Origin of the sequence: Bacteroides salyersiae (assembly GCF_031172035.1) — a bacterium.
Lineage (GTDB): Bacteria > Bacteroidota > Bacteroidia > Bacteroidales > Bacteroidaceae > Bacteroides > Bacteroides salyersiae.
In genome coordinates this window covers 3,315,731-3,340,254 of sequence record NZ_CP133452.1, presented here as the reverse complement: position 1 = coordinate 3,340,254, position 24,524 = coordinate 3,315,731, and the positions used below count along the sequence as shown (strand labels likewise).

At 43.4% G+C, this 24,524-nt stretch carries 19 protein-coding genes; 9 read left to right on the top strand and 10 right to left on the bottom strand.

The window, feature by feature from the left end; all coding sequences use genetic code 11:
• The first annotated feature begins 12 nt into the window (after window positions 1-12).
• From RB604_RS12265 to RB604_RS12255, 3 genes are all read left to right on the top strand, one after another.
• A complete protein-coding gene (locus RB604_RS12265; RefSeq protein ID WP_005923694.1) occupies window positions 13-843 on the top strand; it encodes a transporter substrate-binding domain-containing protein in 831 nt (276 codons plus the stop codon).
• 267 nt (window positions 844-1,110) lie between these two features.
• Window positions 1,111-4,410, top strand: a complete 3,300-nt coding sequence (locus tag RB604_RS12260; protein WP_055294915.1) for a glycosyl hydrolase — start codon at window positions 1,111-1,113, stop codon at window positions 4,408-4,410.
• A gap of 71 nt (window positions 4,411-4,481) precedes the next feature.
• A complete protein-coding gene (locus tag RB604_RS12255; protein WP_005923699.1) occupies window positions 4,482-5,468 on the top strand; it encodes a Gfo/Idh/MocA family protein in 987 nt (328 codons plus the stop codon).
• Window positions 5,469-5,623: 155 nt separating this feature from the next.
• On the opposite strand, the gene RB604_RS12250 is transcribed toward RB604_RS12255, so the two are convergent.
• Window positions 5,624-6,010 (bottom strand): hypothetical protein, encoded by a 387-nt coding sequence (locus RB604_RS12250; protein WP_055294913.1) that lies wholly within the window; start codon window positions 6,008-6,010, stop codon window positions 5,624-5,626.
• A 491-nt stretch (window positions 6,011-6,501) separates the two neighbouring features.
• Between RB604_RS12250 and RB604_RS12245 the strand changes: the two genes are divergently transcribed.
• The 5 genes from RB604_RS12245 (at window position 6,502) to RB604_RS12225 (ending at window position 9,534) form a co-directional block, all read left to right on the top strand.
• Entirely contained in the window at window positions 6,502-7,023 is a 522-nt protein-coding gene (locus tag RB604_RS12245; protein ID WP_055294911.1) for a GFO_1088 family ECF-type sigma factor, read from the top strand.
• Window positions 7,020-7,463: a PG0215 family putative anti-sigma factor gene (locus tag RB604_RS12240; RefSeq protein WP_055294909.1), complete on the top strand. Its 444-nt coding sequence runs from the start codon at window positions 7,020-7,022 to the stop codon at window positions 7,461-7,463. The genes RB604_RS12245 and RB604_RS12240 overlap by 4 nt, the downstream gene beginning before the upstream one ends.
• 38 nt (window positions 7,464-7,501) lie before the next feature.
• Window positions 7,502-7,966 (top strand): DUF6108 family protein, encoded by a 465-nt coding sequence (locus RB604_RS12235; RefSeq protein WP_021935579.1) that lies wholly within the window; start codon window positions 7,502-7,504, stop codon window positions 7,964-7,966.
• 37 nt (window positions 7,967-8,003) lie between these two features.
• Window positions 8,004-8,894, top strand: coding sequence for a hypothetical protein (locus RB604_RS12230; RefSeq protein ID WP_007480442.1), 891 nt, complete (start codon window positions 8,004-8,006; stop codon window positions 8,892-8,894).
• Window positions 8,895-9,066: 172 nt separating this feature from the next.
• Window positions 9,067-9,534: a nucleoside deaminase gene (locus tag RB604_RS12225; protein ID WP_005923711.1), complete on the top strand. Its 468-nt coding sequence runs from the start codon at window positions 9,067-9,069 to the stop codon at window positions 9,532-9,534.
• A gap of 102 nt (window positions 9,535-9,636) precedes the next feature.
• Here RB604_RS12225 and RB604_RS12220 read toward each other — a convergent pair whose 3' ends face one another.
• A complete protein-coding gene (locus RB604_RS12220) occupies window positions 9,637-11,202 on the bottom strand; it encodes an OmpP1/FadL family transporter (RefSeq protein WP_005923714.1) in 1,566 nt (521 codons plus the stop codon).
• A 34-nt stretch (window positions 11,203-11,236) separates the two neighbouring features.
• Complete coding sequence (locus tag RB604_RS12215) at window positions 11,237-12,517, bottom strand: hypothetical protein (RefSeq protein WP_005923717.1); 1,281 nt, start codon at window positions 12,515-12,517, stop codon at window positions 11,237-11,239.
• Window positions 12,518-12,818: 301 nt separating this feature from the next.
• Between RB604_RS12215 and prmA the strand changes: the two genes are divergently transcribed.
• Window positions 12,819-13,667 (top strand): 50S ribosomal protein L11 methyltransferase, encoded by an 849-nt coding sequence (prmA, locus tag RB604_RS12210; RefSeq protein WP_007480440.1) that lies wholly within the window; start codon window positions 12,819-12,821, stop codon window positions 13,665-13,667.
• A 194-nt stretch (window positions 13,668-13,861) separates the two neighbouring features.
• Here prmA and RB604_RS12205 read toward each other — a convergent pair whose 3' ends face one another.
• The 7 genes from RB604_RS12205 to RB604_RS12175 form a co-directional block, all read right to left on the bottom strand.
• Entirely contained in the window at window positions 13,862-14,764 is a 903-nt protein-coding gene (locus RB604_RS12205) for a glycoside hydrolase family 25 protein (RefSeq protein WP_055294906.1), read from the bottom strand.
• Between the two features lie 175 nt (window positions 14,765-14,939).
• On the bottom strand, window positions 14,940-16,583 hold the full coding sequence (locus tag RB604_RS12200; RefSeq protein WP_055294904.1) for a diphosphate--fructose-6-phosphate 1-phosphotransferase: 1,644 nt from the start codon (window positions 16,581-16,583) through the stop codon (window positions 14,940-14,942).
• 680 nt (window positions 16,584-17,263) lie between these two features.
• Window positions 17,264-18,139 carry an IS3 family transposase gene (locus RB604_RS12195; protein ID WP_129649191.1) on the bottom strand — a complete coding sequence of 292 codons (876 nt, stop codon included), beginning with the start codon at window positions 18,137-18,139 and terminating at the stop codon, window positions 17,264-17,266.
• A gap of 8 nt (window positions 18,140-18,147) precedes the next feature.
• Window positions 18,148-18,537: a hypothetical protein gene (locus RB604_RS12190; protein WP_005924744.1), complete on the bottom strand. Its 390-nt coding sequence runs from the start codon at window positions 18,535-18,537 to the stop codon at window positions 18,148-18,150.
• Between the two features lie 132 nt (window positions 18,538-18,669).
• Window positions 18,670-20,064: an efflux transporter outer membrane subunit gene (locus RB604_RS12185; protein WP_007480438.1), complete on the bottom strand. Its 1,395-nt coding sequence runs from the start codon at window positions 20,062-20,064 to the stop codon at window positions 18,670-18,672.
• 2 nt (window positions 20,065-20,066) lie between these two features.
• Window positions 20,067-23,210, bottom strand: coding sequence for an efflux RND transporter permease subunit (locus RB604_RS12180; RefSeq protein WP_005923734.1), 3,144 nt, complete (start codon window positions 23,208-23,210; stop codon window positions 20,067-20,069).
• A 3-nt stretch (window positions 23,211-23,213) separates the two neighbouring features.
• The gene (locus RB604_RS12175) at window positions 23,214-24,425 is read right to left on the bottom strand and encodes an efflux RND transporter periplasmic adaptor subunit (RefSeq protein ID WP_005923737.1); all 1,212 of its coding nucleotides are present in this window, start codon (window positions 24,423-24,425) and stop codon (window positions 23,214-23,216) included.
• Window positions 24,426-24,524: the final 99 nt, after the last annotated feature.

The following is a 24,524-nucleotide window of genomic DNA, read 5'->3' as shown; positions in this document are numbered from 1 at the left end:
TACCATGCATCTATGAAGCCCATCCAAAGGAAATATCTGAAATATCTGCTTATTGCCATCGTCTGCTTCCTCGTATTTGCTTTCTGGCCTCAAAGAAAGGAAAAGGAAGAAGGACATCCGCGCGATTATGCGGAAATAGCGGCAGACGGTATTCTCCGCGCGGCAACAGAATACAATTCCATCAGCTTCTTCGTTGACGGCGATACGGTGAGCGGATTCCACTATGAACTGATAGAAGCCTTTGCCCGTGATAAAGGAATTCAGGCACAAGTCTCTCCGGTGATGAGTTTTGACCAACGTCTGAAAGGACTTGAAACCGGTAAATACGATGTAATAGCATATGGCATTCCAGCCACCAGCGAATTGAAAGACTCGCTGCTCCTCACCTCGCCCATAATCCTAAGTAAACAGGTATTGGTGCAGCGAAAAGCAACGTCCGAAAACGATTCACTCTTTATCAGAAACCAACTCGATCTGGCAGGACGAACCTTGCATGTCGTAAAAGCCTCTCCATCCATCCTTCGTATCCGTAATTTGGGAGACGAGATCGGGGATACGATTTATATCAGTGAAATAGAAAAGTACGGTTCGGAACAACTGATTGCAATGGTAGCTCATGGAGACATCGATTACGCTGTCTGCGACGAGAGCATTGCACAAGCGGCCATAGATTCACTGCCCCAACTGGATATCAGTACAGACATCAGTTTCACGCAATTTTACTCTTGGGGGGTAAGCAAGCAATCGCCTGTCCTGCTGGATAGCCTGAACACATGGCTTACAAGCTTCCGCCAAGGAAAAGAGTATAAAGAAATATTGCATAAATATTATCCTGTTAAGTAGAGAGTAGTTTAGTAGAGAGTAGTTTAGTAGTAAGTAGTTAAGTAGTAAGTAGTTAAGTAATAAGCAGTTAAGTAGTAAGTAGTTAAGTAGTAAGTAGTAAGTAGTTAAGTAGTAAGTAGGAATGACTTGCGTGATGTGTTTCTCTTAATGACATACTATTGGACATGAATTATTCAGACTAAAATCAAAAGTACAAGTGTTTCGGTCAAAAACAGCACATTTATAAAAAGCGAAAAGCCCTATTTTTGCCAATATTAAATTCTGAATATGAAAGACCGGATGATCATGAAAAAGATTTGCCTTATCAGTTTACTTTTTATTCTATATGGCTGTGCCCACACCAATCCCCATCGCCAATCAACCCTGTCCGATGCCTTGTATGGTTTCGAAAATATACAAGATTCAGCCCGCACGAAGGTATGGTGGTTTCATGGAGAAACAGAAACTACCCGGGAAGGAATTACTGCCGACCTGGAAGCCTTTCGAAAAGCGGGTGTCGGTGGGGTCGTCTTCTATGATCAGGTACACTTAAAAAAGCCTGTGGCATTGGATGCCTTTTCCGATGAATGGTGGGCAATGCTCTATTATGCAGCCCGGGAAGCTGAAAGATTGGGGTTAACTTTTGAAACGCATATCTCCAACGGCTTCGTAGCAGGAGGTCCATGGATCACAAAAGAGTTAGGCATGCAGATGCTGACAGTATCCGATACACTGATTCAAGGCGGAAAAAACTTTTCGGGCAATCTCCCTCTTCCCGCAAATGCAAACGATTATTATCGTGATGTAGCCGTATTGGCATTCCCGGTTTCACGCGAGCAATGGTTAACCAGCGATGACATCAAGCCAACAGTAACATCGAACCTGACCGAACTTCCGGCAGCCGACCTCTTTTCCCCAAATGCCCCAGCAGTAGAGATACCGGCTCAACCCTCCGGAAAATCCGTTTTCGTAAACCTCGATTTCCATAAAGATTTTACAGCCCGTAGCATTACCTACCAAGTACGCCCCAGAGGAAAAGCAACCACAAGCGCCACTAATGTCCCCGCCCCTCCGGGAGATACGTTCGTAGGAACCGGTTACCGGGTATTACCGGATTTAGGTAGTCTGGAGGTATCGGATGACGGTATTCATTATACCACGGTATGTGCACTGAAACCCATCTACAGAGCCCACTCCCAGTGGAAACAAAAAACAATCGCATTTCCTCCCGCTACCGGACGATATTTTCGTCTGAACTTACACGATTGGTACATGGAAGACGACCGACGCCCCGGTATGCAATTAGGGAATGTCACCTTGTCTCCACAAGCAAAAGCCGACCAATGGGAAGAAAAGAACGGACTTTTTTCCGAATACATCGAAAAGGACAACACTCCGTCCTATACAACCAACGAAACGATACGCCCGGACCGGATAACGGACCTCAGCCACTTGTTGAAACCGGACGGATCCATCTCTTGGGATGTACCCGCAGGTGACTGGGTAATCATGCGGTTTGTGCATGTTCCTACAGGAAGTAAAACGAAACACGGGCGTCCTAATCTGATGGGACTGGAATGTGACAAAATGTCCTCTTTGGCGGCCACCGTACAGTGGAACAACTATTTCAAGGTCATATCAGATTCATTGGCCAAACATCATTTGCCGCTACATGGCATGGCTATGGATAGCCATGAAGCCGGCTCGCAAAATTGGACTCCGGGCTTTGACAAAGAATTCCATAAAAGACGGGGATATGATCTAAAACATCTTCTACCAGCCATGATGGGGCACATAATCGGCACATCCGAAGAGACCAATGGAATATTATATGATGTCCGTCGCACCATAGCCGATCTGATTGCAGACAATTATTACGGGACACTAAATAAGATCTGCCAAGAATCCGGCGTCAGTTTTACAGCACAGGCCACCGGAAATGCACTTTGCATCGTAGCCGACCCTATCCAGGCAAAAGGAAAAGTAGACATTCCTCAAGGAGAATTCTGGGCCATACATCCGGATGGTAATTATGACATCAAGGAATCCTCCTCCGCAGCACATCTCTATGGTAAAAAAACAGCTTCTGCAGAAGCCTTCACGGATGCAAAGTTCAGCCACTCACTCGCCTATCTTAAAACATTGGCAGACTATGCTTATTGTTACGGCATCAATGAATTCGTCGTGTGCGCATCAGCTTATCAACCCTGGCTGGACAAAATTCCCGGAAACACAGGAGGAGGCCGTCACTATTGCCTGAACAGAAACAATACCTTTTGGGATTTCAGCAAACCTTTCTGGGATTATCAGGCACGTTGCGCCTATATCATGAGACAGGGGATGCCATTGATAGACCTCTGTGTCTATCTGGGAGAAAATGCGCCTGTGAAGATTCTCACACACCGTTTGCCCGATATCCCCGGTGGCTTCGACTTTGATGCTTTCACTTCGGATGCCCTGTTTACGAGAATGTCGGCAAAAAACGGACAAATCGTATTACCGGATGGTATGAGTTACCGAATGATGATCCTTCCCGGAAATGGAGAAATCACTTTAGAAGCATTAAAGAAAATTGCGGATTTAGTCAATCAAGGAATATCGGTATATGGCACAAAAGCCAGATATTCAGAAACATTTGCAGACATCGGCAAGAAAAAAGAATACGAAGCGTTGGCCCATAAACTATGGGGAAAAGAAACACCTTCGTCCGGATATCGGCATTATGGTAAGGGAACTGTATACTGGGGAATGCCTTTGGAAGAAGCCGTCTATCAAGCAGGTCTACAACCCGACATTAAAATGGAGCATGCTTCTATCAAACAGGAAAAAGTGTGGTTTGCACATCGCCAACTAAAAGATGCGGACGTCTATTTCTTAAATAATCACAAAGATACGGCAGTCGACGATATATTCACCTTCCGTTCATCAGGCAAAATTGCCGAATTATGGAATCCCATGTCCGGCCAAAGATATACCCTGCCCACAAGTAGCGACAGACAAGGACATATCTCTGTTCATTTGAAAATGGCCGCTTGGGAGTCCTATTTTCTGACACTATCAGATACCGGTTCCGGAAACCTTCCCCTTCTTCATTGGGACCGGCAGGAAACCGTAACTCCGGTTAGCGACGATTGGAGTATATACTTCGACCCGGCTATGGGCGGACCGGGAGAAGTAAAATTCGATTCACTATCAGATTGGGCTTTGCACCCCGATCCATCGATAAAATATTATTCCGGTACAGCCCTCTACCGGAAAACACTGAATCTGCAAAAAACAGAAAAAGATGAAAAAGCATTATTGCGTTTTTCGGAATTGGGATCAGTAGCCCGAGTTATCATAAACGGACAAGATATGGGTATCGTATGGTGTTCTCCCTGGGAAATAGATGTCACAAATGCTATCCATGACGGAGAAAATGAATTGGAAATCCATGTGGCCAATTCATTAATGAACAGAATGATTCTCGATTCTCAACTACCGGTTGAAAAACGCATTACCTATTCATATCCGGAGATAGCTTCTCCGAAAGACGCGCTAATACCGTCGGGCATCATCAAAGGAGTAGATATTATTTACAAAAAATGAATTGAATAGAAAATAGTCTTAATTCCACTTTTTATTCTTATTTTTGTGATTCTTAAAAACAAAATAGGTATATGAGTGAAAAGATTATTAAGTGGGGCTTCATCGGTTGCGGTGAAGTGACAAAGAAAAAAAGCGGCCCGGCATTTCAGAAGGTAGAGGGTTCGGAAGTCGTGGCCGTGATGAGCCGTGACGGTGCCAAGGCAAAAGCCTATGCAAAAGAGAGAGGTATCAAAAAATGGTATGACGATGCCCAAGAGCTTATCGACGATCCGGAAGTAAATGCTATCTACATCGCCACTCCTCCCTCATCACATGCTACCTATGCCATCATGGCCATGAAGGCTGGAAAACCGGCTTATATAGAAAAGCCGATGGCCGTTACCTACGAAGAGTGTACGCGTATCAACCGCATCTCGCGTGAAACCGGAGTACCTTGTTTTGTGGCATACTACCGCCGTTATCTCCCTTATTTTATCAAGGTAAAAGAATTGGTAGAAGAGGGTGCCATAGGTAACGTGATCAATGTACAGATTCGTTTCGCCCAGCCTCCCCGTGATCTGGATTATAACCGGGATAACTTGCCTTGGCGGGTTCAGGCGGATATTGCCGGAGGTGGATATTTCTATGACCTTGCCCCACACCAGATAGATTTGTTGCAGGAAATGTTCGGCTGTATCCTTGAAGCCAGTGGATATAAAAGCAATCGTGGCGGACTTTATCCGGCAGAAGATACATTGAGCGCTTGTTTCCAGTTCGATAACGGCCTTGTAGGTAGTGGCTCCTGGTGCTTTGTAGCACACGATTCCGCCAAGGAAGACCGCATCGAAATCATTGGTGACAAAGGCATGATCTGTTTTTCCGTATTCTCATTCGATCCCATCGCTTTGCATACCGAACGCGGACGCGAAGAATTCTACATTGAAAACCCGGAACATGTGCAACAACCGCTCATCCAAGCCGTAGTAGATCACTTGTTAGGAAAATCAATCTGTACCTGCGACGGTGAAAGCGCTACGCTGACAAACTGGGTGATGGACAAGATATTGGGAAAGATATAAAATCTTATTTTAAAGCATTCCGATACTACATAAAACTTGATATAAATAAAAAGGTACGAGAAATCTTTCGTACCTTTTTATTTATATCACATCAAGAACAATATCAATTATTCTTCATCCTTTATTTAACTAAAAGGAAACAACCCAAAAGACAGTCACTTATCAACACGATTATAAGTATAGGCTTTCTTACCGCTCACAGAAGTACCCGTCCATTGCTTTTCCGAAGTAGAAATTATAATCCAAATCCAACCATCAACATCTGTTATCAGAGTTTTAGAGTCCGGCACATAATGCCATGTTCCTTCACTATGATAATGATTATACCCTGAATAGTCTTTTACACAAGTACCGTCAGCATTAAATGTCCAAACTTGGTCAACATCAGCCTGCCTCCAGGTACCAATAAAATAAGCAGCCATCGTATTATCGGTTCCACCTGTAATCACATCTTCTTCATCGTCATCTTTACCGCACGACATGCAACCAATACTCATTATAAAAACAGACAGCAATATTCCAATAAAATATAATTTTTTCATTGTTTTCTCATAGCCTCTCCAGCTCCCCAGAGACCACTTTAATAAAATGATGAAGCGTGGAACTGCAATGCCACACCGTAGTTGATGGTCGTAGGAAACCTTGTGTACAGATGTAGTAATAGCAGCCCACGCTATAGCGTGAGAACCACTATGCCACCCTTGTACACTTTTGAAAATTTCCTACGTTTTCAACTACAAGATAAGCATAACGCTTCTTAATTTTTAAATACTTAAACTAAATATTCAGTTCTTCTGCAAATATAGTAAAAAATAATTCAAAGATAATATCATAACTATAAAAATAATATCTTAGTAATATATCTCTTATCGTTCTATTGTTATCTCAATACTCTTTTTCTCCTTTATCAGAGAAAGAAACGTGATAAAAAAGATTGTAATACAGAGAGGAAACAAGCGATCTTCCCGATAAATACAAAAAAGTTCTATCTTTGATGTCACGTTTTCCCTACCTCTCCGTCTTATAGATGTAAATGGAACTCAAACAATTTAAAATAGACGTGCTACCCCTCCGCGATAAGTTATTAAACTATGCGCGGAAATTGACAGAAGATCCCTCCGATGCAGAAGATGCAGTGCAGGAAATCATGCTGAAGCTATGGAACATGCGGCAAAAGTTAGATGAATACCAAAGTATCGAAGCTTTGGCTATGACAATGACACATCATCTTTGTATGGATATCTGGCGAGCCAAACGACCGGATTCTCTTTCGCTGGAACAGGTACAAGCCCCCAGTCAGTCGGCCACACCGGAACGGCTACTCGAAGAGAAAGATGAATTCCGGCTGATGAGAAAAATCATCGACTCGCTGCCTACCCTGCAACGTACCATCATACAGATGAAAGACGTGCAAGAGTACGAAACAGAAGAAATAGCCGAGATCACCGGATGCAGTGCCGAAGCCATCCGCAGCAATCTGTCAAGAGCACGGAAAAAAGTGAGAGACATTTACTTGCAAACCATTCAAGAAGAAAAAAGGAGAAGAAAGGTATGAATATAGAAGAGTTGTTAAACAAATATTTTGACGGTGACACCACTTGTGAAGAAGAACGGGAATTACGCCGCTTTTTCACTCAGGAGACCGTTCCGGAGCATCTGAAAGAGTACAGCCCATTGTTTGCCTTCCTTGATAAAGAAAACAAACAGGCAAAAGAGGCCTGTACCGATCATTCCTCTCTGACAGTCCCCTCACGAAAAACAGTTTTCCGCCGTCGACTGATATACTGCATGAGCGGAATAGCTGCCGGATTACTGCTTCTATTGGGCATTACCGGCATTCATCGCCACTTCAACGTAATGCCGGATAGCTATGTCATCATCGACGGCAAATGCTACACCGACGAGAATCTGGTACGTGAACAGGCGATGACTGCCTTCCGGAATGTGAGTCTCGATGAAGACGAACTGCTGAACAGCCTTTTCGACGGAGAATAAAAGAACCTAAAAAATAAAGTAACCAACACATAGAAAGTATGAACACAGTTATTCGCACAATATTCATCATCCTGCTGCTCTCTGCCGCCACCGCAGAAATAAGGGCACAAGAGGGATTACACAGTGCTTCCATATTTCAGAAATATGGTAAACAGAAGGGCGTGACAATGGTGGAACTGTCTAAAGACATGCTGGACTCTTATCGCATAAACCTATACAAAAGTTTAGTATTCAAAGATGTAACGGAAGAACTGCCCTACATCCTCGACTGTCTGGAAAAAGACAGAAAAGAAGGAACCATGAAGAAATTGCAGGAAATTGTAGAAGACGGCAAACTGCTGACAGCCTATTACCAGTTGCCGCAACTAAAGAAAAACAACCAAACGCTCAACCGGTTCATCCTCTTCAAAGTGGGTAAGAAGAACAGCGCCACCTTTATTTATATCGAAGGCAATCTGAACTCGGACGAACTGGTCGCCCTCCTATTTCAAAGAAAAAATTAAAACTATAAAAATTAAAACTATAAAAACTAAAAAAAACATGAAACAAATTATCTTAGCATGCCTGATACTTTTCCCGCTAACGGGCGTCATGGCACAAGAAACGACAAGAAGACAAACCATTGTAAACACAAGCGGTGACTCGATTATCATCCGGAAAGGTGACGGTGATGTGAAAATCAAAGTTTACGAAGAAGTAACTACGGACGGAGATGCCAAACAGGAAGAAAAACTATTCGAAGGAGTCTACCTGACACGTATCGATACAGACCGCCCCAGCATATTGGACGCCCTGCCTTTTGCCCCTAAAAAGCGCAATCGCTTTGATCCGCACTCCAGTGGCCTCTATATGGGATTCAGCAGTCTTTCCAATGATTTCTACAGTTTCAGTGCATCCGACAGAGCATCACTGAATGCTTCCAAATCATGGGAAATAGGTGCAAACCTTTTCACCAGCTATCTTCCCCTCACGCACGACCGTCATTGGGGAATGACCTTCGGGTTAGGCTGGGGGTACCGCTCTTTCCGTCTGGACGGTAACCAGGCTTTCCTAAAGACCGACGGTACTACGCAAATCGTATCCGGCGATGATGAAACCAATTATAGCAAAAGCCGCCTGCGTTACTTTCATTTCCGCATCCCTATCTCCATCGAATGGCAGACCAGAATCAACGGACACCGCCCTATCTTCGTAGCTGCCGGTCCGGAAGTGGAAATACGCCACGGGATAAAGTCTATGGCAAAGGTAAACGGACATAAAGAAACGCTCGGTAAGGGTATGTATGTACATCCCGTCGGCATAAATCTGCTGGCACAAGCCGGATATGGCAATTTAGGCTTTTACTTGCGCTATTCCACATACGGCCTATTTGAAAAAGGAAAAGGGCCGGATGTATATCCATTGTCTTTCGGCGCATGCTGGTATTGGTGATGTTCCATTCTTCATAAATGAAAAAAGAGGATAAAGAGATTTTAATGATCTCTTTATCCTCTTTTTTTATTATACTATCATCCATACAGTATCAACAATAAAAAAGAAAAACTTAGTTGCCAATGATTATCCGAATGATTATCTTTGTCTTAAACTTAAATACTGAAAATAAATGACTAAGGAAGAACTAATGCGGAAAGCAATCGAGCTTTCCAACGAAAACGTAGCCAATGGTGGTGGCCCTTTCGGTGCTGTCATCGCCAAAGACGGAGAAATAATTGCCACCGGTGTGAACCGCGTAACAGCTTCATGCGATCCTACAGCCCATGCCGAAGTTAGTGCCATCCGTGCCGCAGCCGCCAAATTGGGAACATTTAACCTGAGTGGTTATGAAATATATACCTCATGCGAACCCTGTCCGATGTGTTTAGGAGCAATCTATTGGGCCCGTTTGGATAAAATGTATTATGGCAACAATAAAACCGATGCGAAAAACATAGGTTTCGATGACTCCTTTATCTATGACGAACTGGAATTAAAACCGGAAGATAGAAAATTGCCGTCAGAGGTGTTGTTGCACGATGAAGCGATAAAAGCTTTTGAAGCCTGGATGGAAAAAGAAGACAAGATAGAGTATTAAATACGATATGGAACATTAAAACACAAGAATCCCCGGAGTACTGCAAATTCTCCGGGGATTTCTTTCACACATAAAAGTTATTATTGCAATTGAAACTTTCTATTAAAAACGCATACCAACAGTAAACAGTACCTGGCTGCGTGTATTAGTCACCTCTGTTTTATTAAGGTAAAGATCATCGAAAGCATAAAAATCTTCTTTATAAGAACTAAACTTATATGCCAAGTCAGCGTAAAACATGTTACCGCGATACCCAATACCTAATGTATAGTTATTAAGAGCCTGGGCATTGGCAAAATCAGTATCAGTACTTATTGAATTTTCAGGTAATTGCTTATAAGCCTCGCCTTTAAAAGCAGTAGTACTATGATTATATCCCAAACGGAAAGCAAACTGAGGAATTACCTTGTATTCAGCACCGACACGGAATGTATGCACACCTTTCAACATATCAGTCTGATTATTTTCAAAAAACATAGCATCTCCCTCAGGATAATTAAACCTCATCGTCGAATAATCTTCATATTCGTACTCCGCACCAATTGCAAAACTATTACCGACCGTATATCCTAAACTAAGATTATAAATCCACGGCGTACGGAGACTGTATTCACGATTCATATCACCAACTAAATTATATGTATCTATATCGGTACGCTTCAATTTACCATCCAAATACATATCGGAAATAAGACGTGCACTTGTTGTCAAAGTAAGTTTATAAAATGTTGGAGAGTGCACAGATGCACCAATACGGAAAGGGGAAGATTCAAACGGACGTACAATAGCTCCCATCTTAAAGTCAAATCCACTACCAGAAATCTTATTCCAGCTTTCCAACAGATATCCGGTCTCTTCTCCATAACTTTCGTCATACGAAGAATACTTGCTATAATCTACATCATAAGCCCCAACAGTCAATCCCAAATAAACACGGTCATTAAAATTAAACGATACATTAAAATCATATGCATCAATTCCTCCTCTCTCTTCGGAACGGAATAAAGAATAAGGAATATCAGTAGTTACCGGCATGTAACGATAAGGATTTTGGGGATCCGATTTATCCTCCTGAATCAAGTATCCCTGCCATCCTAACACAGACATCCATCCAAGATCCGGATCACGGAAAGCTTCCCTACCATCAAGATATTTACTGTCTTTCACACCATTCGTCAAATTAGCCATCTGATAAGTTTGGGTTACGATCCCACCATTAGGATCTGTATTCAACAACCCCTCCATACCCATATTCTTATAAAATGATTTCGATTTATGATAATTAAAACCAAAATTCACATAGCGTAACGGAGTCTGATTACCTATTTTCGATGAAATTACAAAACCTATATTATCGTACGACCAATGATTCTTATCCAACTTAGAATTATAAGTATTATCATACCCTTTATATTTACTTTCTGATCCAAAGGCAGAAAAACTGAAAGATGTCATTGCGTCATTACTGCGATAAATACCGATACCTGCCGGATTTGTGCCCATAGTGGAAATATCCCCACCCAATGCGCTCATCGCACCACCCATACCAACAAAACGGGCAGTTCCATTTAAATCTTTACTCGCTATTTTGGTAGCATCATATATGCTTTGTGCATTAATACCGCTTACAAACAAAGCAGTGGCTACCGTAATCATTATCTTTTTCATAATCCTGAACTTTTACATTAATACCTACGTCAGCTTATCTTCTGCTACTACTGCGACTGGAGCTACCGCCACCAGAACGGGAAGAACTTCCACCACTATAAGAAGAACTGGAACGCGAACTACTACTGCTACTGGGAGAGTAACTTCTACTGCTACTGGATGGCGCACTGTAAGAGCGTCTTGAACTCCCATTAGAATAATTACTACGGCTGGATGACTGAGTTGAACTTCCGCGGTTATAGCTTGATGAAGAACGAGTACTACTACTTCTGGAAGAAGAACGACCCGTACTTGGCCGAGAGCTACTGCTATTGTAAGTACTACGGGTACTACTTGGGCGTGTGTAAGTAGAACGACGGGAAGACGACGCTTCTCTTCTATCCGAACTTACTCCCGGCCGGGTACTGGAAGAAGTACGCGTACCTACGACACGACCTGATGACGAAGTACTGGTACGACGGGAAGAACTTACACTGGCACGGTCAGACTGCCCTCCTGTATAGGAACGCCGGGAAGTTCCCGAAGAATACCTGTCTCTACTTCCAAATGAACGTCGACTCGTATAACTGTTATTGGCCCAGTAATGACCGCCGCCACCCCATCCGGGATAATAGCCATGATGGTGTCCCCAATGACCACCCCAATAGCCGCCACCGTACCAACCACCGTACCAACCGCCATACCAGCCACCCCAGTAACCGGGATAGTAACCACCCCATCCATAGTAAGGATGTGACCATCCCCAGCCCCATCCGGGACCATAGGAATTATATCTCCAATCCCACCATAACGGATTGCTGAATGTAGGGAATGCATAGGCATAAAGTCCATCGGTATATACGTTCCAGTCCCATGAATTCATTCCGTATACAACATCCCAATAGAACGGGCTGCTAATGCTAACGGCAAAACGAGGATTACGGAAACGAATGATACGCTCGGCATATTCATAATCATCCTGTGAACCGTTAAACTCACCGTTCACCCATTCTCCGTCCAGATCCGGCTGGTCTTTTTCCTTAATATATAGCGTATCGTTATCCATTTCGAAGTCGTTATCACGTGCATCGTAACGGCGATTATACTCGTCTACATCGCGAGTGTTTCCTTTCCGGTCCTGAATCACAACAGTGGTTCCGGGAGTCGTATAAATATTCGTCGTGGTCTCTCTCCGAACCGGTTCCTTCTTGGCAGGTGCAGGTTCTTCTTCCTTCTCTTTGGAAGGAATGAAATAGAGATCATCATCATAGCTCTGTGCCATCAAACCTATAGGGAGACACAAGGCAATCAACAGTAAAAAAACAATCTTTTTCATATCTCTGTGGTTTATGGGTTATCTTTAATCCTTTCATTCACGTTACAAAGATAAGCAACGTATCCATCCTTTCGGGGAGATTTTCCCCAAAGGATGATAGGGATTTCCCTATTTATAAAAGATTCACGCATGATTTTATATGTAAACAATACCGGATCAGAGGTTACCTATTAAATAAAGTTATCATCTGTTTAAAATTCACCCGATAATTTTTCTGAGGAAATTCCGAACAGAAGTTTCTAAATGTAACTTTCCTTTGTTTTATCCTCATTTAATCGTAATTTTGCAAATAAAAACAACTATGAAGTATTTTGAGTTCACGTTTGATACCAACCCTTGTACGGAAACTGTTAATGACGTATTAGCTGCTGTTTTGGGCGATGCCGGGTTTGAAAGTTTTATAGAACGCGAAGGTGGTCTGTCAGCATATATCCAACAATCTCTCTGCAATGAAGAAGTAATAAAAAATGCTCTTAATGAATTCCCGTTACCGGATACGGAAATCACTTACAACTACGTAGAAGCCGAAGATAAGAACTGGAATGAAGAATGGGAGAAAAACTTCTTCCAACCAATCGTAATCGGTAATCGTTGCGTAATTCACAGCACCTTTCATCACGATGTGCCAAAAGCGGAATATGACATTGTAATCAATCCGCAGATGGCATTCGGTACAGGACACCATGAAACGACCAGTCTTATTATCAGCGAACTGTTGAACAGTGAACTGGAAGGAAAATCTCTTCTTGATATGGGATGCGGTACCTCTATTCTTGCAATCCTGGCACGTATGCGTGGCGCTACTCCCTGCACAGCAATCGATATTGACGAATGGTGCGTGCGTAACTCGATTGAAAATATCGAATTGAACAAAGTGACAGACATAGATGTAGAATTGGGAGATGCCGGCACATTGCAAGGTAAAGGTCCTTTTGATGTAGTTATTGCAAATATCAATCGGAACATCCTACTGAACGACATGAAGCAATATGTGGCTTGCATGCATCCGGGATCAGAACTTTACATGAGCGGTTTTTATGTAGACGACATTCCCGTTATCCGTGAAGAAGCCGAACGCAATGGATTAAACTTCATCCATCATCAGGAAAAGAATCATTGGGCTGCCGTAAAATTCATTCTGAAAGGATGAATGGCTGGGGCAAATGAAAAGCCAAATGAAAAAAATGAAGGAATGAAAGAATGAAAGGCTATGCCAAATGAAAGAATAATTTAAAATGAACAAATGTGTCCATTATCCCATCATTCTTTCATTTGTACACAGCGTGATTAACCGGCACATTAGCATATTATTTCATTATTCCTTGTTTCATTTGGCATAGCCTTTTATTCCTTCATTGTTTCATTTGGTTTTTCATTTGTTTTTACAGCCACATTATCAATCGTCATCTTTTTCAATTCTTCTAATGTCCCGTTGAATACATTCAGATCCACATTCTCTTCAATACCGGGTACGCTGCCTACATCCGTATGTTGCCAAAAATGCCATTTGCCTTCATACTTTACTGAATCCACATAGTAATGGGCTATCCAATAAGGATAAGTATCAAAAATAGAATCACTCAAATAACGTGTTTTAAATTTATAAGAGGTGTACAAAATCGGTTTCACCCCATAATGTGCTTCTATTCGGTCGAGCCAACGTTTTATATTCCCTTGTAGTTCTTCCTTTTTTTTCTTGCCGGTTACTTCCACATCCAGCACCGGAGGAAGATCTCCCGGAGCAAGTTTCACTGTACGAATAAAGAAATCCGCCTGTTTTAAAGGGTCAGTAACCGGAGAGAAGAAATGATAGGCACCACGAATAAATCCGTGCTTTCCCGCTTCGGAAAAGTTACGGGCAAAAGTATCATCGCCATGATCTCCTCCCTCAGTAGCCTTCATAAAAACAAATTCAATGGGAAAATCAGTCAAACGGCTCTGCGTCAGTTGCCCCCAGTCGATATCTCCCTGATAATGCGATATATCGATACCATGCACATCATAACAGCAAGGTACACAAATTCCATATGCTTTCAACCCATAACAAGGTTTCCAACGATAAGCATAAGGCCTAATAAAGAAATAATAAAATGCCACCGAGAAAAAAGCGACAATGACGGCAACGAGCACATTACGCAGCCATATAGGCATAGTAGTACGAACGGCCTTTTTCGTTGTCTTTCGCGGAGAACGACGGGAAGTAGCAGATTTTTTTTTACGAGGTATAGGTTGACGGGAGTTAGTCATATTAGAAGTTAGAAGTTAGTAGATAGTAGTTAGAAGTGAATGGTCAGGAGTCAGAAGTGAATAGTCGGTAAATAGTAGTTAGAATCTAATGGCATAATGCTAACACGCTACATAGATTTTAACTCCTAACTACTGACTCCTGACTCCTAACTTCTATCTACCATCTACTTACTACTTATTTTGCTTGTTCCAACTGCAAAGTCTTAGTAGGCTGGTCGCATACTTCAGTCGGACCGAAGTATTGAATAGGACCCGGATATACATAATCCGTAGTCATAGCCCACTGGTCACGCATAGCGGCAAATGTCTTGAACGGAGCACCATCCAGTTTCACAAGAGCTTTCTGGATAACCGGTTTCATTTCTCCATGACGACGTTCCATATTCATCATCATTGTGATAGGCACACCGCCTGCAATCCATTCTTCTGCAGGAGCAGTCGTATTGCGTACAGACGACATATACCCCGTCTTGCCATTAGCAATCAACATAGAAGCAGTATAACCCAATGAGTAGCAATAGTCTGCGTCATAATTTGACGGAGCAGCGCAACGCCCTTCATAACCGAAGAAGTGATGTTGTGCAGCAAACTTACCTACATATTTACCTTCTGCTTTCCAAGTAGCCAGTTTAGTGGCAACCATTTCCGACAACAGTTTTTCCGTTTCAATCAGTGATACCTGTACGTTTCCGTGCGGGTCGCGATCCAACGTCAACTGACGGGCCACTCCTTCGGGAAGACTTGCATAGATAGCCGAGTTTTCCGGAGAAAGTTTACGGATGATATAATCACGCTGGTGAGACTTCTTAATCTGAGAGAACTCTTCGGCATTCGTAGCCAGGAAGTCATTCAGTTCGGCAATCAGACGCTTCATAGCCGGAATAAACTCTACCAAGCCTTCGGGAATAAGAACCGTACCGAAGTTATTACCCTGTGCAGCACGATCGGCCACTACCTGAGCAATGTAAGTCACTACGTCGTCCAAGGACATATCTTTAGCCTCAACTTCTTCAGAGATGATACAAATATTAGGCTGAACCTGCAAAGCACATTCCAAAGCGATATGAGAAGCCGAACGCCCCATCAGTTTGATGAAGTGCCAATATTTACGCGCTGAGTTACAGTCACGCTGGATATTTCCGATCACTTCCGAGTAAACTTTACAAGCAGTATCGAATCCGAAAGAAGTCTCGATCATTTCGTTCTTCAAGTCACCGTCGATTGTCTTCGGACAACCGATCACCTGTACACCGGCTTTCTTAGCTGCGTAATATTCAGCCAATACACAAGCGTTTGTGTTAGAGTCATCACCGCCGATGATCACAAGTGCTTTGATACCCAACTCTTTCAGAATTTCAAGACCTTTCTCAAACTGATCTTCTTTTTCCAACTTCGTACGACCGGAACCGATAATATCGAAACCGCCGGTATTACGATATTCGTCGATGATATCCGAAGTCAGTTCCATATAATTATGGTCAACCAGGCCGCCGGGGCCGAGGATGAAACCATACAATTTGCTATCCGGATTCAGCGCTTTGATACCGTCGAACAGGCCGGAGATCACGTTATGTCCGCCCGGAGCTTGTCCACCGGAAAGAATAACACCCACGTTCATGGCAGGCAACTTTACAGCTTCACCGGCCTCGAACTTGATCAATGGCATACCGTACGTATTAGGAAATAATTTCTGAATAGCTTCCTGATCGGCTACAGATTGAGTAGCAGCGCCTTCTACAGCCTTAACAGCTCCTTTCAGCGCTTTCGGAAGTTTGGGCTGATAAGCAGCCCTCGCGATTTGCAATGCACTTTTAGTCATTTTCTTTATTTTTATTTAAAGGTGTTAGTAAGTTCGATTCTAAAAAATCAAAAGCGATGCAAATTTCGTGTTTTTTTCTGAATTATGAAAGAGCATGCGTAAATAATGTTAGCAACTATTTCGGTTATAGAGACTTTACATCGACAAAGATGAAAAACGCAAATGACGATTAAAAAGTTTTATGATCCATTAATATAATTCAGCCGTATGTAACGGAACAATGAAAAGACAATAAAAAGCAACCAATAACATAGGAATACAACACCGGAAGAGAGTACTATTCTCATGAAATTATGAACGTAATCGAATCATAAAAACATCCCCATGTTTCAACCGACAACATCCGGATGTTCTGCATAAGAACATGGGGATGTTGTCAACCAAAACATGGGGATGTGATGTGTACTGGATTTAGTTGACAACTTCGATTGTTATTACTGTATTCGTTCACTCAACAATTTTCAATACCTGAATAGGTTTACATTTCTGTTTGTTAGACCTACTGTAGTTGTCCCATTTGGATTTCCAAATATAATGCTAATTATTCTATTTATTCCAATGTTGTTGAACTGATTTTTGTTATTATCTCGTTTGCCAAGAAATATCCTTGGTCGGGGAGCGCCGTGCGGCAAGGGGCGGGACCACCCGTCCCGACGAGCACAACCTGAGTCGGGGTACTTTCATACCTTCTCCTCCTTTATAATTTCCATTGGTGTGCGCATTTTCAAAGCTTGGTGTGGCCGGATATTATTATATGTGTACACAGCCTGTTTAATACGTTCTTCCACCTGGTTAAAAGTCTCCTTCCCGCAGTCAAAGAGCCATCCGTTCTTAATAGTATTGTTCATCCGCTCGGCCAATGCATTATGCAGAGGATCACCACACTGTGTCATGCTTATGCTTATATGTTGTGCTTTTAACGTGTCAACGTATTGGTTTGAGCAGTATTGAACCCCACGGTCTGAATGATGTATCAACCCGCTGATGTCTATCCCGTTCTCTCTGTAAAACAGGAAAGCTGACTCCAAAGCTTTCATCGGGCCTTCCGTTGTCAATGAAGGACAGAACGAATAGCCTACTATTGCACGACTGTGGCTATCAGTAAGCAAGGACAGGTATGCCCAGCCATCCCTGGTGGAGACATAGGTAATATCTGCCACAACCATACTTCCGCTTGTGCTTGCTACGAACTTAGGTGTCGTGTTCAGCAAATCAGGATATATATAATAATTATGATTGGAGTTCGTTGTTTTGGGACGTACACGCTTCTTCCTCTGGACCAGACCATTAGAGCGGAATATCTCATAGCACTGGTCACGACCTATCACCATTTTCTCCTTAAAGTAACGAACACAGCATACATATAGCTCACGCATACCCGATTGGGGCATTAAAGTTCTTAATTCTTTGCAATACAGAACAATACTTGTCTTCAAAACATTAACTTCACACTGTCTGTCCACATGTTTATAGTAACCTTGTCTGGTTATGCCGAAGTAACCACAGAGTCTGTTCAGACCACCGCATTTACGGTTGACCGAGCCTCTCTGTGACAAGGTGTCGATTACTTGGCATCTGAGTTTTTTCGCACGGGGATATGATAGGTCTGCTCTGTCAGATCAATAAGCACCTCGCAGGCTTCATGAAGCATCTTTGTCGTATCCAAATCCCGTTGAAGTTGACGGTTAGACTTGTGTAACGTTTCATTTTCAGCACGAAGCTGAGCGATAAGGGCCGCTGAGTCTTCGTCTATCAGCTGTGGATCAATGATGGATTTTTGCATCTTAGGATCTTCTATCTCGTACATTTTCATCCAGCGGGACAATGTACCTAAACTTAATCCATTACGTCGTTCAAATGTTTTCCGACGGTCGGAGCTGGAAAGATACTCGCGAATATAAGACTTACTTTCCAATTCTGTAAACTTTCTGTGAGGTTTTCTTTTGGTTGACATACTTTTTTTGATTTAGAAAGTGTCAACTTATTCAGTACACTACAATGTTTTACAACTAAGAATATAATCCTGATTAAATAACATATTGGTAACTAAGCATATCAGAGTACAGATACCTTACTATCCAATACTCTATTTGCCTTCGTCTTTTACCTGCCAGCCGCCACCCAGTGCTTTATACACCTGTACAACGGCAATCAGTTCATCGCGAATCGCATTGCTCAAACCGATCTGGGCATCAAAATATCCACGCTGGGCATCGAGCACATCGAGATAGTTAATAACACCATTGATATACTGAAGCTGCGCCAAATCTACATAGCTCTTTGAAGAACGTTCCAGCTTGGCCCTCAAATCATATACCTCCTTTATCTTATTAAAATTGACAATGGCGTTATGCGTCTCTTTAAAAGCAGTAAGGACTGTTTTTTCATAACTGTGTACCTCAGCTTCATAAGCCGCTTTTTTCGCTTTCAATGCAGCGCGATTCTTTCCCCAGCCAAAAATCGGAGTCAATAAAGCACCTTCCATAATACCATAAGGAGATTTCAGGAGATCGGAAAGAACCACACTTTCGGCTCCTGCCCCGCCGGTAAGTGAAATACGGGGAAACATATTTGTATATGCCACCCCTACTTTGGCATTTGCGGCAATCAACTTTTGTTCGGCCTGACGGATATCCGGACGTCGTTCCAGCAAATCGGAGGGTAAACCTATGGGCAATTCGTTCGGGAAGTTGAACTCCTGCAACAAACGGCTGCGGGCTATCTTATTAGGATACTCCCCGGCAAGAAAAGCTATGTCATTTTCCTTAAGGCTGATCTTACGCTCCAGATCGGGCACCAACGTTGCCGTACGGGCAAGTTCCACCTGTGACTGGCGATAAGAGGTTTCGGATGTCAGTCCTCCCTCGAAACGAATACGCGCCAAGCGCATCCCTTCTTCGCGAGCTTTCAAAGTCTGGCGAACGATCTCCAACTCCGTATCGAGAGCTACAAGTTCATAGTAGGCTTGGGCTACTTCGGATACAATCGTCATGCGAAGTGCACGTTGCGCTTCTACCGATTGCAGATACTCAGCAATACTTGCCGAGCGTGCCCAGCGCAGATTCCCCCATAAATCCAGTTCCCAAGAAAACAGTACTTGGGCTTCAAAAGTATCATTACGTTTAAAAGCATCTCCACCATGATTTTCAAATTCGCGTTCACCGGTCACCGTTCCTTTTATATCGGGAAGCAGCGCTGCCGTCGAAATTCTTTTTTGCGCCGCCATCTCTTTCACACGGGCGGCGGCAATCAGAATATCTTTATTATATTCCAAAGATTTTGCTATCAGTCCACGGAGGGTGGAATCTGTATAAATGTTCCACCAATCCATATCCCCAAAGCTCAACGAGTCCTGATGTTGTGCAAGGCTATCGGGCAAATGAAGATCGGGACGGGTGTAGCTCTTCCCCACCTTGCAGGCGGAGAAGGTGACAAGGACAAGAAGGGTTACTAAAGTTATATAGATGTTATTTCGTTTCATAATCATTTACGTTTTAGTTTGGAAGCAAACGGAATTTTCACCCCACCGCTTCTGTGGCGTATCTTAGTAGTCGTTTTATATACCATTACAAAGAAGAACGGTACCAAAATAATGCCCAGGACAATTGCAAATATCATTCCGAAGAATACTCCCGTACCGATGGCCTGGCGACTGGCAGAACCGGGACCGCTTGCCAATACCATCGGAAGCATACCGAGCACAAAGGCAAGAGATGTCATCAGAATGGGGCGGAAGCGCAGACGGGCGGCATTGATAGCGGCCGTAACAATGTCTTCTCCGTTGTCGACCTGTACTTTGGCAAATTCTACAATAAGAATAGCATTCTTTGCAGCCAAACCTACCAGCATCACAAGGCCGATCTGGAAATAAACATCATTCTCCAACCCACAGATCCATACCCCTAAATAAGCACCTAATGCAGCAATCGGCAAAGAGAGCAATACGGCAACCGGCAAAGTCCAGCTCTCGTATTGTGCTGCCAAAAAGAGGAAGACAAAAAGAAAAACCAATGCCAGCACGAGACCGGTCTGCCCTCCGGCTTGTTTCTCCTGATAGGAAAGACCGCTCCATTCCAGACCGATATTATCCGGCAAATGATCACGGGCTATCTGTTCCATAATCTCCATGGCTTGTCCCGAACTGTATCCGTGGGCAGCCTCACCACGGATAACGGCCGTAGTAAACATATTAAAACGTTTAATGCTACCGGGACCTGTGGTGTACGAAGCATTACCCAAAGAGGTCAAAGGAACCATCACTCCATTGGAAGCTTTCACAAAAAACAGATTGATATTGTCCTTATGTTCACGATAGGGAGCTTCTGCCTGAATATACACCTTATATATACGGTTGAACATGTTAAAATCATTCACATAAACAGAACCGGTATAGGCTTTCATCGTAGAAAAGACATCAGCCAAAGGCACACCTAACATTTTCACTTTATCACGGTCCACATCGAAATATAACTGAGGGATTTCCGCCTGTAAGGAAGAAGAGAGCCCGGCCAGTTCTTTATGCTTGGAAGCATAGTACATCAACGTATCGGCAGCCTGCACCAAATTATCGAATGTGGCTTCGCCGCGAGCCTCAAGCTGCATTTCAAAACCTCCGGAACTTCCCAAGCCGGGAATAACCGGTGGAGTGGAAAGATAGACCTTGCATTCGGGATACTCCTCCAAGTGTTTCTGCACTTCCGACATGATTTTGTTTATGCTGGTTTCCTTACGTTCTTCCCACGGTTTCAGAATAACGGTCAACTCACTACGCGCCTGATTACTCCCGACACGAGGACTGCTTCCGGTTACATTCTGCACATAAGCGATGTATGGATTCTTACCAAGAAAAGAGATGGCACGCTCCGTCACTTGGCGTGTACGCTCCAAAGTAGCCCCTTCGGGCAATTCGAGCTCTATTTTGAAATATCCCTGATCTTCTACCGGAAGGAAACTGGTGGGAATAATGCGGTGCAACAACAAAATACCGATCAATACTACGCCGAAGGCACTCAACACGCGTCGCGGATTACGAATAACCCGGGTAATGATACTCACGTATTTATTATTACCGACGTTCAGCCAATGATTAATTTTACGGAACACGATATTCTTCTTCTTTCCGTTATCCGGTTTCAGAATCAGAGAACACATGACAGGGCTGAGCGTAAGTGCAACCACAGTAGAGATTAATACCGACACGGCAATCGTTATGGTAAACTGCCGGTAAAGTTGTCCGGTAATTCCGCTTAAGAAGCTAACAGGAACGAATACTGCGCAAAGCACCAGCGAAGTGGCAATCAATGCACTGGTCAGCCCCTCCATTGCCTTCTTGGTGGCTTCGTAAGCACTCAACTTTTCGGTTTCCATGATATGCTCCACACTCTCTACCACCACAATCGCATCATCCACCACAATACCGATAGCAAGGATCAACCCTAACAGAGTAAGGATATTCAGTGAAAAGCCGAATATCAACATAAAACCGAAGGTACCGATCAATGAAATAGGTACAGCCACAATCGGTATCAATGTGGCACGCCAACTCTGTAAAGAGAGAAAAACAACCAACACGACCAGGACAAGTGCCTCAAACAGTGTTTTATATACCTCATGGATAGACTCGGAAATATAGGTAGTCATATCAAACGGTATTTCGTAATTCAATCCTTCCGGAAAGTTCCTACTGATCTCTTCCATGGCCTCCTTTACATTGTCGGCCACTTCAATGGCATTGGCACCGGGCAACATATAAATACCGAGTACTGCGGCATTCTCTCCATTGATACCACTTTCCGTATTATAGGAAGAAGCCTCGAGCGATACACGCGCCACATCCCTCAGACGGATAATGGAACCGTTCGAATTGGCACGTACTACGATATCTTCAAACTGACTGACAGTGGAAAGACGACCTTGCGTAGTAATAGGGATGGTGATATCCAACCCCTTTACAGGTTGTTGACCGAGTACACCGGCAGCCGACTCACGGTTCTGGTCTTTCAATGCGTTCTGCAAATCCTGTACGGTAAGACCGAAATTTGCCAGTTTATCGGGCTGCGCCCATATCTGCATGGCATAATACCGGCTACCTATATTCGACACACGCCCCACACCGGGAATACGGCGAAGCACATCGAGCACATTGATAGTAGCAAAGTTACTCAGATAGATTTCATCGAATTTCGGATCGGAAGAAGTCAGACAAAGCGTCATCAACTGACTGGGTGCCTGCTTCTCCACTGATATACCATTCTGAATTACTTCGGCGGGAAGACGGGATTCGGCAAGTTTCACCCGATTTTGAATCTCAACAGCCGCTAAATCCGCATCGGCAGACACGTCAAAAGTAACTGTTGCAGAAAATCCTCCGGAATTGGAACTGTTGGATTCCATATAAAGCATACCCGGAGTACCGTTTATCTCCTGTTCGATAGGAGTCGCCACAGCCTGCGAAACCGTCAGTGCACTGGCTCCGGGATAAGAAGCACTGATCTTAACAACGGGAGGCGTAATCTGCGGATATTGGTCCACCGGAAGCATGGTCAGACCGATAATTCCGATGATAACAATAACAATAGACAATACCGCAGAAAAAACCGGCCTATCTATAAAAAAACTTACTTTCATTACTTAATCCTTTTTAGCATTATCCACACTGTCAACCGTACCGGAATCCATCGCACCGGCTTCTACCACCCGGACTTTCATACCCGGATTCAATTTGTGGAATCCTTCAACAACAATCATCTCTCCCTGTACAAGTCCCCGTTCTACAACTACTTTATTGCCAAATTCGGGTCCCAATTCAATGAAACGCCTTTCGACAGTAGAATCTCTGCGCATCACATAAATGTAAGCTCCTCCTTTTTCAATCGTTACTGCTTTCAACGGCACCACAACGGCTCCCTCACGAACATCGAGCAGCAGTTTCACTTTGGTAAACTGTCCGGGTAATAATACCTGCTTCGGATTGGGCATTTCAGCACGAACAGAGAATGTACCCGTTTGGGGGTCTACCTGCGGTTCGGCAAAATCCACATAACCTTTATAAGGATAGACCGTATTGTCGGCCAATGTAATCGAAATGTTCGGCTGCCAGGAACGGCTGGAATCCTGTTGGCCGATATTGATGTTACGTTCTTTACTTTTCAGATAATCCAAAGCCGTCATATTGAAATCCACCAATACCGTATCACTCTTGACAATCGTAGCCAGCAAAGATTTCCCACCGGGACCGACTAAAGTTCCCAAATCGACATTTCTTTCGCTGATATGCCCCGAGAGTGGAGAACGGACCAGCGTATACCCCAATTCCAACTCTGCCTGTGCCAGATCGGCTTCACTCATGGCAACCGTAGCGACAGCGCTTTCGTAAGCCGCTTCGGCATTATCAAGATCCAATTGACTGGCGGCATTCTGTGCATACAGAGGTTTGATACGTTCAAAATCACGTTGTGCTTTCAGTGCTTGTGCCTCGTCTTTCTTCAACTGAGCCCGGGCTTTATCTGCTTTAGCCCGATATTGCTCCTGGTTAATGACAAAAAGTACTTGATTCTTATTTACGTAAGTACCTTCGGCAAAAAGCATCTGTTCCAGATACCCTTCTACCCGGGCACGTACCTCTACAAACTGTTGGGCACGGATACGGCCTACATACTCACCATAAATTTCTACATCGTCTTTTGCAGCCGCTTCTACCATGACCGTAGGAATTTCCGGTTCAGCCTTACGCGGCCGGGTCAGTACCCAATAAATGCCTAACAGCAGAATGATGCAAACAACAGCAGCAATGGTTCTCTTTCGCTTTAACTTCAATTCTTTTTTTGAGAAAAATAATCTCATAATCGGATGAATTATTTAATTTAACTTATGTTTGTTCTTAGTTTTGTAGCATACAAATTGTATACCAAAGTAATTAATATTGTATTTTTCATTATAAAT